15 protein-coding genes are annotated in these 14976 nt (G+C 39.0%); 6 read left to right on the plus strand and 9 right to left on the minus strand.

Annotated features, from left to right (window positions below):
* Window positions 1-62 precede the first annotated feature (62 nt).
* The 5 genes from OKC24_RS11080 to OKC24_RS11100 all read right to left on the minus strand — a co-directional run bounded on the left by OKC24_RS11080 (window position 63) and on the right by OKC24_RS11100 (window position 5048).
* Complete coding sequence (locus OKC24_RS11080; protein ID WP_171457740.1) at window positions 63-905, minus strand: methylated-DNA--[protein]-cysteine S-methyltransferase; 843 nt, start codon at window positions 903-905, stop codon at window positions 63-65.
* A 139-nt stretch (window positions 906-1044) separates the two neighbouring features.
* Window positions 1045-1788 carry an SDR family oxidoreductase gene (locus OKC24_RS11085; protein ID WP_131275645.1) on the minus strand — a complete coding sequence of 248 codons (744 nt, stop codon included), beginning with the start codon at window positions 1786-1788 and terminating at the stop codon, window positions 1045-1047.
* 23 nt (window positions 1789-1811) lie between these two features.
* Entirely contained in the window at window positions 1812-2510 is a 699-nt protein-coding gene (locus OKC24_RS11090; RefSeq protein ID WP_131275644.1) for a histidine phosphatase family protein, read from the minus strand.
* Window positions 2507-3628: a phosphotransferase family protein gene (locus OKC24_RS11095; protein WP_265465109.1), complete on the minus strand. Its 1122-nt coding sequence runs from the start codon at window positions 3626-3628 to the stop codon at window positions 2507-2509. Before OKC24_RS11095 ends, OKC24_RS11090 begins: the two co-directional genes overlap by 4 nt.
* A 178-nt stretch (window positions 3629-3806) precedes the next feature.
* Entirely contained in the window at window positions 3807-5048 is a 1242-nt protein-coding gene (locus OKC24_RS11100) for an acyl-CoA dehydrogenase family protein (RefSeq protein WP_131275642.1), read from the minus strand.
* Between the two features lie 94 nt (window positions 5049-5142).
* On the opposite strand from OKC24_RS11100, the gene OKC24_RS11105 reads away from it, so the two are divergent.
* The 4 genes from OKC24_RS11105 (at window position 5143) to OKC24_RS11120 (ending at window position 8764) form a co-directional block, all read left to right on the plus strand.
* Window positions 5143-6060, plus strand: a complete 918-nt coding sequence (locus tag OKC24_RS11105; protein ID WP_131275641.1) for a LysR family transcriptional regulator — start codon at window positions 5143-5145, stop codon at window positions 6058-6060.
* A gap of 233 nt (window positions 6061-6293) precedes the next feature.
* The gene (locus OKC24_RS11110) at window positions 6294-6848 is read left to right on the plus strand and encodes a thermonuclease family protein (protein WP_005009658.1); all 555 of its coding nucleotides are present in this window, start codon (window positions 6294-6296) and stop codon (window positions 6846-6848) included.
* Between the two features lie 279 nt (window positions 6849-7127).
* A complete protein-coding gene (locus tag OKC24_RS11115) occupies window positions 7128-7568 on the plus strand; it encodes a MarR family winged helix-turn-helix transcriptional regulator (RefSeq protein ID WP_228257611.1) in 441 nt (146 codons plus the stop codon).
* Window positions 7565-8764: an MFS transporter gene (locus tag OKC24_RS11120; protein WP_130146836.1), complete on the plus strand. Its 1200-nt coding sequence runs from the start codon at window positions 7565-7567 to the stop codon at window positions 8762-8764. The genes OKC24_RS11115 and OKC24_RS11120 overlap by 4 nt, the downstream gene beginning before the upstream one ends.
* A 158-nt stretch (window positions 8765-8922) precedes the next feature.
* Here the strand turns inward: OKC24_RS11120 and OKC24_RS11125 are convergent, their stop codons facing one another.
* The 3 genes from OKC24_RS11125 to OKC24_RS11135 all read right to left on the minus strand — a co-directional run bounded on the left by OKC24_RS11125 (window position 8923) and on the right by OKC24_RS11135 (window position 11438).
* Complete coding sequence (locus OKC24_RS11125; protein WP_130146834.1) at window positions 8923-9525, minus strand: nitroreductase family protein; 603 nt, start codon at window positions 9523-9525, stop codon at window positions 8923-8925.
* A 335-nt stretch (window positions 9526-9860) separates the two neighbouring features.
* Window positions 9861-10352 (minus strand): hypothetical protein, encoded by a 492-nt coding sequence (locus OKC24_RS11130; RefSeq protein ID WP_130146832.1) that lies wholly within the window; start codon window positions 10350-10352, stop codon window positions 9861-9863.
* A 288-nt stretch (window positions 10353-10640) separates the two neighbouring features.
* Complete coding sequence (locus tag OKC24_RS11135; protein WP_265465115.1) at window positions 10641-11438, minus strand: BRO-N domain-containing protein; 798 nt, start codon at window positions 11436-11438, stop codon at window positions 10641-10643.
* Window positions 11439-11613: 175 nt separating this feature from the next.
* Here OKC24_RS11135 and OKC24_RS11140 point away from each other — a divergent pair, with 175 nt between their 5' ends.
* Complete coding sequence (locus OKC24_RS11140) at window positions 11614-11865, plus strand: Arc family DNA-binding protein (protein ID WP_265465117.1); 252 nt, start codon at window positions 11614-11616, stop codon at window positions 11863-11865.
* Window positions 11866-11954: 89 nt separating this feature from the next.
* A complete protein-coding gene (locus OKC24_RS11145) occupies window positions 11955-14441 on the plus strand; it encodes an SIR2 family protein (RefSeq protein WP_265465119.1) in 2487 nt (828 codons plus the stop codon).
* Window positions 14442-14578: 137 nt separating this feature from the next.
* Here OKC24_RS11145 and OKC24_RS11150 read toward each other — a convergent pair whose 3' ends face one another.
* On the minus strand, window positions 14579-14794 hold the full coding sequence (locus OKC24_RS11150; RefSeq protein ID WP_265465121.1) for a hypothetical protein: 216 nt from the start codon (window positions 14792-14794) through the stop codon (window positions 14579-14581).
* Window positions 14795-14976 lie beyond the last annotated feature (182 nt).

The raw sequence follows: 14976 nt of genomic DNA on the forward strand, positions 1-14976 counted from the left end.
TGAATAATAACGAAACAGAATATTTTTAAATACGGACTGTTTCAATATCTGCGCATTTAAAATCAGACAGGTTCATGCGCCTTCACGCCTTCCCAGCCAATCATGGCCGTTTTACGCGGAGCTCCCCATTTGTAACCGCCAATAATGCCTGTTGAACGGATAACGCGATGGCATGGAATTAAAAACGCAACAGGGTTGCGGCCTATAGCCGTGCCTACCGCCCTGTTCGCTTGCGGGTTTTCAATATCCTGCGCAATATCGCCATAGGTCTTGAGCTGGCCCATCGGTATTTTCAGCAGGCTTTGCCAAATTTTCAGCTGAAATGGCGTGCCTTTTAAATGCAGTTTAATACTTGGTAGTGATTCTGCATCAGCAAATATGCGCAAAGCGCTTTGTTGAAAAGCGTCTGTTTGCGCTGTGAATTGTGCCTGCGGAAAAGCATCAAGCAGTTGCCGGCATGCCAGCGCTCGGTCACCTTCAAAAGCCATATGGCAAATCCCTTTTTGTGTGGACGCTATAATCACCTCACCAAAAGGTGTATCTGCAAAACTGTATGAAATTGCCAAGTTTTTGCCCTGATTCTTAAATTCAGCAGGCGTCATACCTTCAATCTGAATAAAAAGATCGTGCAAGCGGCTTGGACTGGAAAATCCAGTTTCATAGACGGCATCCGACATTGAAAAGTCAGTGTTATTCGCCAAAATCTTTTTAGCATATTCCGCACTGATATATTGCAGAAACTTTTTGGGGCTAACGCCCACCCAGTCTTTAAACTGTTTTTGAAAATGTACTGGGCTGAGGTGAACAGACGCAGCGATTTCTTCTAAATTTGGCTGCTGTTTAAAGTTCTGATGAATGTATGCAATTGCATCTGCAATTCGGTCATATTGATTTTGTTTGCACATTTCAGCATTTTTCATTGTTGCGGCCTCCACTGTTCTTCACAGTATAAAAACATGCATCCGCATAAAAAATCCGAAACTTGTGTTTTATGTCTGTCATGTGAAAAAAAGCTCCTTATGGAGCTTTTTTTTGAAGATGACACTAGCCAAGTTTCATTATTAACTTTAAGGGCAATACTTTCATTACTGTTCCTAGCGGCAGCCAAGGCCATTTGGGCACATACGCTTTAACAGGCTCCTTTTCAATTTCAGCGGCCAACAGGCGTGAACCCGTTTTTTCATCCACCTCAAAAGGCAGTTTTTTTGCACCTTCATTAATTTCTGTGCGGATATACCCTGGAAAAATTGTCGAGACCTTAATTGGCGTATTGATTAATTCTGCACGAATGCCTTCCGCCAAGTGCGCAACACCGGCTTTGCTTGCGCCATAAGCAGTCAAGTGTTTTGGCATGCCGCGCACTGCGCTCATAGATGAAATCACCACCAAATGCCCTGCATTTTGCTCACGGAAAATTTCAACCGCAGCTTCACACTGTGCCAAAGCAGAAATAAAGTTGGTTTCTACTGTGGCGCGGTTAATATCAAAATTGCCTTTACCAATGCGGCGGCCTTCACCAACACCGGCATTTACAATCACACGGTCAATCGTGCCGAACTCTGCTTTAAAAGCGCGAAAAACTTCAAAGACCTGATCATAATGGGTCACGTCTAAAGTTTTAGCGATTACTTTTACGCCGTATTGACTTTCCAGTTCCTGCTTTAAGATTTCCAACCGTTCCAAACGGCGGGCGCAAATTGCAAGGTTATAGCCTTTTTGCGCAAATTCACGTGCCATACCAGCGCCAATACCTGAGCTTGCGCCTGTAATTAAAATTGTTTTCGCCATGATTTTTTCCTTAATTTTTTTAATCAAATCCATGTCAATAAATTTGGATTGGCAGCTTTAATAAAATGATGCTCATTCAAACTTAACAATTGCGGCTCGTTGCCCACTAAGCGCAATGTGGTGATGCTGGTATTCGCAATTGCCCAATTCAGCGCGAAAGTTTTTTCAGGGCTTAAGCCTAAAATTTTGCCAACAGCTACCGAAATGACACCGCCGGAAGTAAACACCACAGCATAGCGCGGCTTGGTCTGCGCCAATTCATCGCACAGATTTTGCAAAGCGGTTTCTACACGGCTTTTAAAATGCGGCCAAGATTCATCATATTCATGGTGGTACTCGCCGCCGGTCCAGCGTTCAATAGCGCCTTCAAAAATTTTGGCTAAATACGCACGCGGATTGGCTTCCTTAGAAACATCTTCTTTCAGCAAATGCGGTTCATTAAAGCGCGGTTCATACTGCGCAAAAACTTGCTGATGATTGAATTCATTCCAAGCGCTGTCCGTTACAATTTCACTTTCTGGAAAGCATTTTTCCAGCGCGAGGCTGGCGGTTTGCTGATGGCGCTGCATAGATCCCGCAACAGCATAAGGCGCTTCTTTCAAAATCTGATCAAAATACTGGCCCAGCACTTTGGCCTGAAGCTCGCCATTCGGCGAAAGCTTGTCATAGCTTTCGGCGCCAAATGAAGCCTGACCGTGACGAACTAAATAAATCGTGGTCATTTCCCTAAAATATCCTTCATCTTTTCAATGTATTTATGCGCAATTTCATTGGCTTCAATTTTTTGCAGGCCAATCAATTTTAACGCACGGATGTGCAAGGCATGAATGATAATCCAGAAATCCTTAAAGGCTGGATTGTTGGTTTGCTTATGGTAAAACCGGTAGTAAATCTGCTGCGCAATGACAGCTAAGCGGAAAATGCCGAACACTTCATAAAAAGTCCAATTGTCTGTGTGCAAACCGGTTTTTTCCAAATAGTAATCTACAACTTCTTTGCGGGTGAACATGCCTTTTAAGTTGGTTGGCTGGCGGCGGGTGGCCTTAAAAATGGCATTATCTTTATCTTCAACCCAATAGGCTAAAGCAGAGCCTAAATCCATCAGCGGGTCACCCAATGTCGCCATTTCCCAATCCAGCACACCGATCACCTGTGTCGGGTTTTCCGGGTCTAAAATGACATTATCAAAGCGCCAATCGTTATGAATTATGCAGGTATTGGTATCTTCAGGAATATTTTCTTTTAACCAATTGCGCACATATTTGAATGACGGCACATTTAACGTCTTGGCTTTTTCATAGCGGGCATCCCATCCCTCAACCTGACGGCGGCAGTAGCCTTTACCTTTGCCTAATTTCTCAAGCGCTGTCCCCTGATAGGGCACCTGATGCAATTCAATTAATTTATCAATGACATTGATGCACAATTCACGAACTTGCGCTTCATTAAAGTTCAGTTCTTTAGGTAAGTTTGCACGCGGGATAATGCCTTCCACACGCTCCATTACATAGAAATCACAGCCAATAACTGATTCGTCCTGACACAATGCCACCATTTCAGGCAAAACGGGGTAAAACGGTTTCAAGTTTTTCTGAACATTGTACTCACGCGCCATATCATGTGCAGACTTTGCTTTTGTGCCTTTAGGCGGCCGGCGTAAAATCAGGTCTGCGTTTTCATACTTGAGCCGGTATGTCCAATTTGATGCGCCTCCAGAATATTGTGTCACTTCAACTGGCCCAGCAATCTCAGAACCATTTTCAATGAGCCAGTTGCTCACTGCGCGGACATCTAATTCTTCACCCTCTCGAACTGATCCGCCTACATCAATGACTGACATTCTTTTATTTCCCTAAAACCTGAATTTCTATGATTTGAATTGCGGACTTCAACTGTGTACTGTTGATCTATGCGTAATTCATTTGTTCATTGTAAAAAATATAGTGTTAAAAAAGCATACAGCTTGTTATAGCATGACTGTGCATGATGAGCCATGCTATTCCTTAAATACGCAATCGCTATTTCTTGCGGTGTGAACTGTAGCCGCGTTTGGCAAGTTCAAGTTTAGCAATCATGCCTTTATGCACTTCATCTGGACCATCAGCCAAACGCAGTGAACGCGCCTGCGCAAAGAAACCGGTTAATGGCGTATCACGGGAAACGCCTGCACCGCCGTGAATTTGAATCGCCATATCCACAACTTTTTCCAACACGCTTGGCGCAACCACTTTAATGGCAGAGATTTCTGTCAACGCTGCCATATTTCCCAAAGTATCCATTTTATAGGCAGCGTACAGCGTTAAAAGGCGCGCTTGGTCAATGGCGACACGCGCTTCGGCAACCCGTTCCAAATTACCGCCTAATTTCAAAATTTCTTTACCAAATGCAGTGCGGCTCATGCCCCGGTCAATCATCAATTCTAGTGACTTTTCCGCTGCGCCAATACAGCGCATGCAATGATGAATACGGCCTGGGCCCAAGCGGCCTTGCGCAATTTCAAAACCTTGGCCTGCACCGCCAATAAAGTTAGCCACTGGCACACGGACATTGTTAAAACTGATTTCGCCATGACCATGCGGCGCATCGTAATCGCCAAATACCGGCAGCATGCGTTCAATTTTCACACCTGCAGTGTCTACAGGAACCAGCACCATAGAATGCTGATGATGACGGTCTTTGGTTTCATCCGGCGTATGCGCCATAAAGATGATGATTTTGGCGTTAGGATCGCCTAAACCTGAAGACCACCATTTACGGCCATTCAAAACAATTTCATCACCGACGATAACCGCTGTTGCTTCCATATTGGTTGCATCTGAAGAAGCCACAGCAGGTTCTGTCATGCAGAACACGGAACGGATTTTTCCGTCCAAAAGCGGTTTTAGCCACTGCTCTTTTTGAGCTTCTGTGCCGTAGCGCCAAATCACTTCCATATTGCCGCTGTCCGGCGCATTGCAGTTAAACACTGTAGGCGCAATCAAGCTGCGTCCAGAAAGTTCAGCAATATGCGCATATTCTTGAACAGATAAGCCTTGACCCAGTTCAGGGCATGGCAAAAACATATTCCAAAGGCCTTCGGCTTTGGCTTTGGCTTTTAATACTTCAAGCTCTGCGGGCCATTGCCACCTGGTCCAGTCGCCGCCTTGATTCAGTTCATGGACTTTATGCCAGAAATCTGTTTCAACAGGTTCAATTTCATTTCTAATGAACGCTTTAGTTCTTTCAATATAATCCTGTGCGCGTGCTGATAACTCAAACATGGCATGATCCTTTTAAGTATTGTGTAATTCGCTCTTTACAACACCATAACCTGAAAACTATTATGAATAAAATGATTTAATTTTATAATTCAATATGAATACAATTCATAGCAAGAACCAAATGGATCTGGGTGTTTTTCACCGTATCGACATCAATTTATACCCGCTGTTCATTGCTGTTTATGAACAAAAAAGCATTTCTAAAGCAGCTCAGATCCTCTGCATTACGCAATCTGCAGCCAGTCATGCGTTACAGCGCCTGCGGCAGCATTTACAGGATGATCTGTTTGTCCGTGCAGGTAGCAAAATGCTCCCAACGCCTTTCTCTGAACAGATTTACTTGTCAATTAAAAACGCCTTGTACGCTATTCAAAACGTCTCGATGCAAAATCAGAGCTTTAACCCCAGCATGGTGCAAAGCCTAAAAATTGCCCTGCATGATGAAATTGAACCGCTGATTTTTCCCAAACTTGTTGAACATTTTCAGCAAAGCCAATTCAATATTCAGCTGTCCAGCATCAAATTAGACCGTAAAAATATTGCAGCCGATCTGGCCTCCCAGCAAATTGATTTTGTCATTGATTTAGAACAAAACTTTGGTGAAAAAATTCAATTTCAAAAATTGCAGCAGGATTATTTTGTTGTTTGTTCTCAGCAGTCAGAAATGAATGAAGCCCTCTACCTTTCTTCCAAGCATATTGGCGTTTCATCACGGCGTACAGGTGTATTGGTCGAAGATATTTTCCTTCACCGCAAACAGCTGTCGCGGCAAGTTATTTTGCGCTGCCAGCATTATTCAACAGCTTTGCAAATTTTAGTTCAGCAGCCCAGCGCTGTTTTGACCATCCCCAAAAATCTTTTAGCGAATTTACAAGTTGCCGATTGCTTAAATATTTTTGAAGTTCCCGTTGAACTTCCGAAAATAACAATAGGTATTTATTGGCATAATGATATTGAGAAAAATAAACGCCATTATTTTTTGCGAAGCGAAATTATAAAAATTTTTGCTTAGGCTATTTTAATTGCATGATTAAGGATTGCTTAGGCTATTTAATTCCTGTCAGTTTTAAAATCGGCTTCCCGAATAAAATTCAATCAAAATATTGATTAATATTCAATTTTAAATCGTTAGCTGTTTATTTAGCCCATCAATACATCAAGTTTCCTTTACAATAATGTTTCTTAACAGCTCCAACTTTTGCTGAATTTATTTGATACGAATCAATAAATTCGGCAGCTTTTTTTATGCTCGAAAATTTATCACCCGGCTGGCTTATTGGTCTAGGCATCGCACTGTGCCTTATCGCTCTATTTCTATTTCATAAACTTTACGTTTTCCTGACTGAGCTTTTTCGTCCATTCAAAAAAGGGAAGTCTTACTGGTGCCGCGTCATCGCAGTCAGTGATGGCGATACCCTCACCTGTACAAGGCTGAATGTCCGCAGATCGCAAACAAAACTGCGTTTTGCCTATGTGGATGCACCTGAATCAACACAAAGTTATGGCAAAGAATCACAGCGTGTCGTTAAAACTATGGTGTATAAAAAGCTGGTTAGGGTGAAAATTACTGATATTGACCGTTATGGACGATGTGTCGGCGTGATTTACCGCTATCGGCGCAATGTGAATGAAGAAATGGTCAAACGCGGCGCAGCATGGGTCTACGAAGAATATATTCGTGATAAGAAACAGCTGCAGCACATGAAGTCCCTGCAGGATACAGCCAAAAAGCAAAAGAAAGGCCTGTGGAAAGATAGCCGGCCAATGCGCCCTAAAGAATATCGGAAATTGAATAAGTAAAAGTTGCAAAGCCTTACAGCCCGCCTGCCATGCATTTCGGGCTATTTTATCAGGACGCTTTCACCCAGCCTGATTAATTTAGCCCGTCACGTTTGCAGCATTTTTATCATTTCGGCTGCATCAGCTTCTGTACGCTTGCATTGTCGTTCTGCTGAAACAGCTGAATCGATTTACTTAATCTTAAATGCATTTTCAGTACTGCAATCCCCCATTTTTCTCTTGAATATTATTTTTAATCGGCGTACAGTTTCAATAAATTAGTTACCCTAGTTAACTACAATGAATTCAAGATTAGGCTTCCGCGCTTCCCTCATGCGCTGCGCGCGCATGTTCAGCGATGAAGTGAATACCATATTGCTCCCTTACCAGCTCAACTATTCCCTGTGGCAAGTCATGTTTGTTATTCAGGAAAAGCAAGGCTGCACATCCATAGAAATCGCTGAATACTTGAATGTCTCTAAGCCTTCTATTGCAAAACGCACACAGATATTGGCTCAACTGAATATTGTATCTCAGGTGCAAACTGAAGATAGACGCCAGAAAAAGCTGGTTCTCAGCCCTTCGGGACAAAAAATGTATTTGCAATGCGCAGCAGAAATAGATCAATTTGAACAGCAGCTGATTCAGCATTTAGATCAGCAGGAAATTTTACGCAGCGTGCAGGTTCTTCACCAAATCACCAATGCGCTTGAAGCCTCTAAAAGCGGGTACAAACCATGAATGATCCAGCCCCGCTGTGGACAAGAAATTTTGTTCTGGTCAGTTCGATTAACTTCCAATTGGTATTAATATTTTATCTTTTGGTTGTGGTCATTGTAGGTTATGCCGTTGCTGAATTAGGCGCAACAACTGCTCAGGCAGGCCTTGTTTCCGGCTTATTTATTGTAGGCACATTGGTCGGCCGTCTGCTGGTTGGCCAAGTTCTCGAGCACTTTGGCCGAAAAACAACCTTAGTTGCAGGCCTAATCGGCTTCTTAATTTTTTCTTTCATGTATTTCATTCCTTTTGACGTAGGCATGCTTCTGCTTGTACGTTTTATACATGGCTTTATGATGGGTATCGCTTCTTCTGTTTTAGGCACGATCATTGCACAAATTTTACCTGCGGCGCGGCGCGGTGAAGGCATTGGCTATTACAGCATGAGCAGTACGCTGGGAACAGCTATTGGTCCATTTCTTGCGATCTGGATGATGCTGCACATTGGCTATAATGCAATCTTCATTGTGTCCAGTATTATTGCTGTCAGCTGCCTGATTGTTGCCTTTTTGATTCGAATACCGAATTTGCCGCAAACTGCAGCAGCGCCAATAAAAGAAAATGCTGTTCAACTGGCAAAAACCAGCTTAATGTCTCGCTTTATAGAACCCAAAGCATTACCTATTTCAATTATTATGCTACTGGCTTCCATCTGTTATTCAGGTGTATTGTCGTTCATTAACTTTTATGCCAAAGAAATTGACTTGGTTGAAGCGGCCTCTTTTTTCTTTCTGACCTATGCAATTGCAATCTTGATTTCCCGCCCAATTACTGGCCCGCTCATGGACCGCAAAGGTGCAAATGTCATTATGTACCCCGCATTTATACTCATGGGCATCGCTCTGATTTTACTCAGCACAGCGAACAGCACTTGGGGGCTTTTACTGTGCGCAGCGTTACTGGGCTTTGGCTATGGCAATATTCAATCGGTTTGCCAAACCATTGCTGTTAAAAGCACTAGTATTGAGCGCATGGGGTTTGCTACTTCAACGTTCTTTATCTTCTTAGATGCTGGCCTGGGCTTTGGCCCCTACTTTATTGGCAAATTTTTAGATTATATTGGCTATTCAGAGCTGTATCTGTACAGCGCTCTTGCCGCCTTTGCTTGTATTGCGGTGTATTTCCTGCTGCATGGACGTCATGTAAAACCAAGCGCTTAAGCTGTCTTAGCGTCTTTTCACCTAAAACCGCCGGCTAAAATTCCGGCGGTATTCTAATGGGGGGAACCCAGTTTTTTATGAAATAATCGGCAGAACGAATATATCACACGCACCAATATTCAAATTGAATGCGTTGATGATGATCCTGTTTTTTAGTATTACTGAAATACTTTAAAACGCGCAGCATCATCCATATAAGTTTTGGCTTTGGCTTCACCTTCTACAGAACCAAAGACCAGCTGAGCACGTAATTTCCAGTTTGCCGGAATATCCCATTCTGCATGTACTTCAGCATCTACAATTGGGTTGTAATGCTGCAGCGAAGCGCCTAACCCCTCTGTATGCAGAGCTGTCCATACCGCAAATTGAGCAATTGCCGTTGAATGTTCTGCCCAAACTGGGAAGTTTTCTGCATATGATGGAAACTGTTCCTGCAAACCTTTCACCACATCCATATCTTCAAAGAACAATACGGTACCTACGCCGGCTGCAAAACTTGCCATTTTCACAGTGGTTTTTACGGCGCTTTCTTCATCTTTGGCATAAGATTTTAATTTATCTGCAACCAAGCCCCAGAATTTTTCGCTTTCGCCATTAAATAAAATGATCGCACGGGATGACTGAGAGTTAAATGAAGAAGGACTTTGCTTAATTGCAGTTTGAATCAAGTCAGTTAAATGTTCCGGTGTGTGCTCTGCATTTTTGCCAATGGCATAAATTGTACGGCGCTGTGTAATTTGATCTAAAAACTGATTTGACATAAATATTTCCTGTGCATTGCCATTTATAATGAAAGCAGCTCTTTATACTGCACATCTAATTAAATATTGAGATTGCACAGCAAGGCTGCTGATAAACACTTAACCTTATGCAATATCAATTCCAGATTCCAGCTGAAAAAGAAGGTTTATTAACCATTTGATAAATTTTTAAAGCATATTTTCCACTAAGCTTATGCAATGCCAGCATAAACGATATAAAAAATCCCCCATGTATTGGAGGATTTAATCAGGACATTTTTTCAATCCAATGCTTTACAGAAAAAGCGGAATGATCTCAAATGCTGCATTGGATATGCGAGCTAAAGTTTAATCAATTAGAATGTTGCCTGCAGCACTTTCGCAGACACTTTACCTTTCCATAGATCACGCAGTACCGGCAAATAGAATTTCTCGCCAAGCTCTACCAATTCTGCATCAATCAAGCCATGCACTTCGTGCATAAACAAATAATCTAAATCTACACTAGACAGCATCGGATACGCTTTAGAAAAATCTTTACGCTTTTGCTGTGCCTGCTTTACTAAATTGTCAGCGTATTTACGATCTTTGTACTGCGCAATCGCATTTAAACGCAATTCAATTACGCCCCACCCGCTGAGCAGCAATTTGAAAACTTCAAAATCCTTGGTGGTCGATTCCCAAGTCATTTCTTCCAAGTTTTCATTCTCTGGCAGCACAGGAAGCATCAGTTCCATAACGCTTGGAAAAATCTTCTTAAAATTTAAAACAAATTTAACAGGATGCTCACCCGGATAATCCTTAAATTGAACTTTCTTTTGAACATCTGTCAAATAAATATCAAACATTGAAATTTTCCGCATGTAAGTTACTGTTTTTAATAAGATAAAAAATTGCCTATCAAAATTCTATCAAAACTTTAGAAAAACAGTGTTTTTAAGTGTCGAGTATTTTAGCAATTATGACATCTTATTCAATGTTATTTGGGCAGCAGAACCAATAAGATAAATGCTTTGTTCTAAATTTCCCCAATTTGCCAAGAGTACTGCCTATGCCGGTGAAATTATTGAGCTGATATTGTTGATGGCTGGAAAGAATAAAGATGAAATAAAAAACCGCCCGTAGGCGGTCTATTTTTACTTCAGCAATCTGTACCGCTCATGCGGCAGTGTCTTCAATTCAAACATATGGTCATAATCATAGTTTGGCATTGTGAATCCAGATTTTTTACTCACACCTGATATAGCACTGCTCATAGAAAACATATTGTCGTTGAGCATGCTCACCAGTAATGGATTTAGTTTGGCCAATGCTGGGCTATGTGTATGCCACCATGCTTGAAAGAACCGAGCATGTACGCAAAGCATTTCTAGGGATTGTTTTTCATCTATATAGATACTCCCTTTTGACTTAACTTCCAAAGTTTCTAGGTAATTCACAGCATCTTGGAAATGAATGGCCAATAGATCGCTATAGCGTGAGATGCGAAAATGTTTGTTGTGACGTGACCACATTTCTGCATGAAGTCTACGTTCGCCTTGAGCACGTCGGTCGACGATTTCTTTAAGTTCAGCTTGCTGCTCTGCATTGATTTTTACGAGAGTGTCGATTTGCTGCTGTAGAACTTCTTTTTCAAGTACGTCGAGTACCCATTTGCGGAATTCTTTGGCAACAGGAGTACGGGCAAAGAACGTGATCAGATGTGCCCCACGTAAGCTGAATACCCGTAACACCAAATTGGGGTTCTGGGGGTTATCTATAATTTTTGTCATATCATGAGCAAATTCATCATTATTTCGGTCATAAATTTTGGTTACGGCATCAGCTCGTGAATAACCCAAAGCACGTGATAATTCTGTTGACGGAATCCAAATTTGCTGATCATTGCTTAGTATTGGATGAAATTGCATTGCATTAAATGTTAAACTGTTCATATCAATATTCCTTAAAGATTGTTGATAACTCGCCCCGTGATCCGCCAAGATTTTTCGGGGCGTTTTCATATCCCTGCTAGGGATATTTTTTAAATTTATTCTTATAATAACCTCTTGTCAATCCCTGCTGGGGATATTATTATTTAAAAAATCATTCAACTTCAGAGTTTGAAATATGGGAAGAAATCTTGGTGTGGAATACAAAATGCGTATGTCCCAAGAACTAAAGGATAAAATTGCTGAATCGGCTAAAGAGCTGAATCGCTCTATGAATGCGGATATTGTTGCGAGATTGGAGCAAAGTTTTGAAAAACCTATTACTAGTGAACACGAAGTAAATGATCTTCGGGAATTGCTGGAACAGAGTATTGAGAATAATAAAAAATACTTTCAAATGATTGAAGAGCTTTTAAAAAAAAGTCATTAATTCCCTAATATACTAAACTACTAACTTATTGATTAAATTTATATATTTAGTAAAATTAGTTACATAAATAATACTATTCCGAGGATTACATGAATTACGAACAAGCCTTAGCATATGCAAAAAGTGGTAAAGCAATTTTATTTTTAGGATCTGGTTTTTCATATGGAGTAACATCTGTTATTGGTGAAAAACTCCCAACGGCCTCTGGATTAGCATTAAGATTATGTAAAGAGTCAAACTCCAAAGAAACGGATAATTTAAAAAATGCATGTAAAAGATATTTAAAAAATAAAACTACTAGTGAAATGGTTGAATTATTGAAAGATCTTTTCACTGTTCGTCAATCAACACCAGCACACCATGAAATTGCAGCTATACCATGGTTTCGTATTTATACAACAAATTACGATAATGTTTTTGAGATATCTGCTGAAGAGAATCAAATACGATTTCAATCGATTGATATGGAGAAAGATCCTCGAGGTGAGATTGATAAAAAAACTGTAATACACATAAATGGTTATATCAATGCATTAGATGAAAAAAAATTAGATGGCAGTTTTAAATTAACTACTCCAAGTTATTTAACAAGTTCTTTTCGTGATTCCAAATGGTGCGGGGTCTTCACCCGTGATGTTCAAACTGCGAGTGCCATATTCTTTATTGGATACTCAATGTATGATATAGAAATACAAGAAATATTATTTTCAGATAAACAGCTTAGAGAAAAAACATTTTTTATTGATAGAGAAGACTTAACACCAGATCAAATCGAAGATCTGGATATTGACGATTTTGGACAAGTCTGCCCGATAGGTATAAATCAATTTGCAAAAGACTTGCAATCTGTAGATGTTCTTTCCATCTCGAAAAACACTTTATTTATCAATAATTTTAATGAACTAAAATTAAATGAACATACTACTAGACAACCAACATATAGTGACATAGAAAATTTACTTTCATTTGGTAAAAATGACTCAGAATTATTAACAAATGATATTTTAGATTTTAAGTCAGACAATTATATTATTACGCGTGAAATTGAAAAAATTTGCCTCTCACATTTAAATGAAAAGAGCAACTTAATATTATTTTCATCATTAGCAAATGGAAAAACGATTTTAGCAAATTCCATTTGCTTAAAGATGATATCAAAAGGATATAGAACATTTATATTAAAAGACATACATGATATTAATATAGCAAGCTATGAAGCTGAACAAATAATTAAAAATGACTCAAAATCCATTTTTATAATTGAAAACTATACCAAAAACATAGAGTTAATTAACCAAATCAATTATATTAGAAAAAATAATACTAAGTTGATATTAATATCTAGAACTACAGAGCACGAGAGAAATATTGATGACCTGCTCCTTGACAAGAGAGTTCTTGAACCAAAAGAAACTGTCGAAGTGTGTATTGATAAATTACATCAAGATGACATAAAAAAATTCTCTCAATATTTAACAAGATATGGATTTTGGAGGGAAAAAGCTGGGTTAAATGAAAATGAAAAGAATAATTTCATTGTTTTTGATGCCAAAAAAGAAATAAGTTCAATGCTTTTAGGAGTCTTAAATTCTGAACAAGTTCAACTTAAAATTGGAGCATTACATCATGAAGTATTGAATTCAGACATGCTCTTAAAAACCATAGTATCAATCTTATGTTTAAATATTGTTAATATACAAAATCCAGACAACTATCTAATTTCAACTCTAACTGGTGAACATAGTTTAAGTACTTTACAATTACGCTCTAGTTCTGCATTTAATCATATTGTTTATAAAACAGCTAATGGAGATTATTTCCCTAAATCATCTATATTTGCTAAACATTTTTTCCAAAGTTTTCCAGATCAAAATTTATTAGTCGAGGTACTAATCCAAATTTGTAAAAATGTTAGGAATAGTGTTGTTCATAATAGAGATATTTATATGCAAATCTATCGCGATTTGGCTAGTTACAAAAATGCCGCAAATATTGTTCCAAAAGTTCACCATAGAACATCACTAGTCCAATTTTATGAAGGCTTGAGAGAAATTGATTCTGAAAGAAGATATCCACATTTTTGGTTACAATATGCAATTGCCTTGATTAGCATCCCGAGCTTGAATAATCTTCAGGACGCTGAAAGTCATTTAAGTACTAGCTTGTCAATCGCAAAAAAATTCAATAACTATTGGATAGATGACATTAATACTCAATTCGCTAGATGTTATATTGAGAAAGCTATAATTATAGATTTAAATAATATAGAACAAGCTTATATATCTTTCAAATTATCTTGTGAAACAATGATTAAGGTAATGAATGGCTCTAAAGTTAGAACAGAATCCTTACGACCATTAGGAAAATATTTTAAGTTTTATGACAAATTTAAAAACAAGCTCAACAAAGATCAAATTATATACATTGACAACCAATGTAAATTAATTCACGAATTAATTAATAGAAAACTTCCTAATGCCAAAAGTAATGATTTTTACTACAATCGAGCTATAAAAAATATATCTGATATATCAAGTAAGATTCAGTTGAAAATTCACGTTGAATTAAATAAGTAGAGCAAAAAAATTGCTCTTCTTAGTAGCAACTTTAAAGACCAATAAAGCGCCTAATGGCGCTTTATTATCTAACAATTAAAATTCTCGAATTCCCCTCTTTCCGATAATTTTTTTATTTTAAGAATGATCAATATAATCTATGCCACTGGCTTTATTTCATTTAACGCCTGCGCATTTAAATCAACATTAAAAGCATGTTTATTGAAGTCATTCATGAATATACCTGCATCAGCACATCTTTCAACATACTTAAGGCATAAAAATGCAATAGCTAAACAAATAACATTTAAAGCAACTATGATAAAAACACTTAATAGCATTCCTTTATCGTAGTAACTTAATATCCAATCCATATACTTCTGGGCTTTATAAAAAGGGATTAATCCTACAAAAGCAAAAGCGATATACCCAAAAATTTCTGGTAAAATCGTGTACCACTTAGCCCTAGCTTTAAATTCTTTTAAAGTACCATCTGCATTTTCATACTTGGTAGGCTTTGTTGCATAAAGGCTTTAAAGATAGAGTTTCCCTAAGC

Origin of the sequence: Acinetobacter entericus (assembly GCF_026168575.1) — a bacterium.
GTDB lineage: Bacteria > Pseudomonadota > Gammaproteobacteria > Pseudomonadales > Moraxellaceae > Acinetobacter > Acinetobacter bouvetii.

Bases quoted from the DNA above. Each gene is read 5' to 3' on its own strand.
- OKC24_RS11140 (WP_265465117.1), top strand. From the start codon at position 11,614: ATGGGAAGAAATCTTGGTGTGGAATACAAAATGCGTATGTCCCAAGAA.
- OKC24_RS11135 (WP_265465115.1), bottom strand. From the start codon at position 11,438: ATGAACAGTTTAACATTTAATGCAATGCAATTTCATCCAATACTAAGC.
- OKC24_RS11090 (WP_131275644.1), bottom strand. From the start codon at position 2,510: ATGACCACGATTTATTTAGTTCGTCACGGTCAGGCTTCATTTGGCGCC.
- OKC24_RS11130 (WP_130146832.1), bottom strand. From the start codon at position 10,352: ATGTTTGATATTTATTTGACAGATGTTCAAAAGAAAGTTCAATTTAAG.
- OKC24_RS11125 (WP_130146834.1), bottom strand. From the start codon at position 9,525: ATGTCAAATCAGTTTTTAGATCAAATTACACAGCGCCGTACAATTTAT.
- OKC24_RS11080 (WP_171457740.1), bottom strand. From the start codon at position 905: ATGTGCAAACAAAATCAATATGACCGAATTGCAGATGCAATTGCATAC.
- OKC24_RS11095 (WP_265465109.1), bottom strand. From the start codon at position 3,628: ATGTCAGTCATTGATGTAGGCGGATCAGTTCGAGAGGGTGAAGAATTA.
- OKC24_RS11100 (WP_131275642.1), bottom strand. From the start codon at position 5,048: ATGTTTGAGTTATCAGCACGCGCACAGGATTATATTGAAAGAACTAAA.
- OKC24_RS11115 (WP_228257611.1), top strand. From the start codon at position 7,128: ATGAATTCAAGATTAGGCTTCCGCGCTTCCCTCATGCGCTGCGCGCGC.
- OKC24_RS11085 (WP_131275645.1), bottom strand. From the start codon at position 1,788: ATGGCGAAAACAATTTTAATTACAGGCGCAAGCTCAGGTATTGGCGCT.
- OKC24_RS11120 (WP_130146836.1), top strand. From the start codon at position 7,565: ATGAATGATCCAGCCCCGCTGTGGACAAGAAATTTTGTTCTGGTCAGT.
- OKC24_RS11105 (WP_131275641.1), top strand. From the start codon at position 5,143: ATGAATACAATTCATAGCAAGAACCAAATGGATCTGGGTGTTTTTCAC.
- OKC24_RS11145 (WP_265465119.1), top strand. From the start codon at position 11,955: ATGAATTACGAACAAGCCTTAGCATATGCAAAAAGTGGTAAAGCAATT.
- OKC24_RS11110 (WP_005009658.1), top strand. From the start codon at position 6,294: ATGCTCGAAAATTTATCACCCGGCTGGCTTATTGGTCTAGGCATCGCA.
- OKC24_RS11150 (WP_265465121.1), bottom strand. From the start codon at position 14,794: ATGGATTGGATATTAAGTTACTACGATAAAGGAATGCTATTAAGTGTT.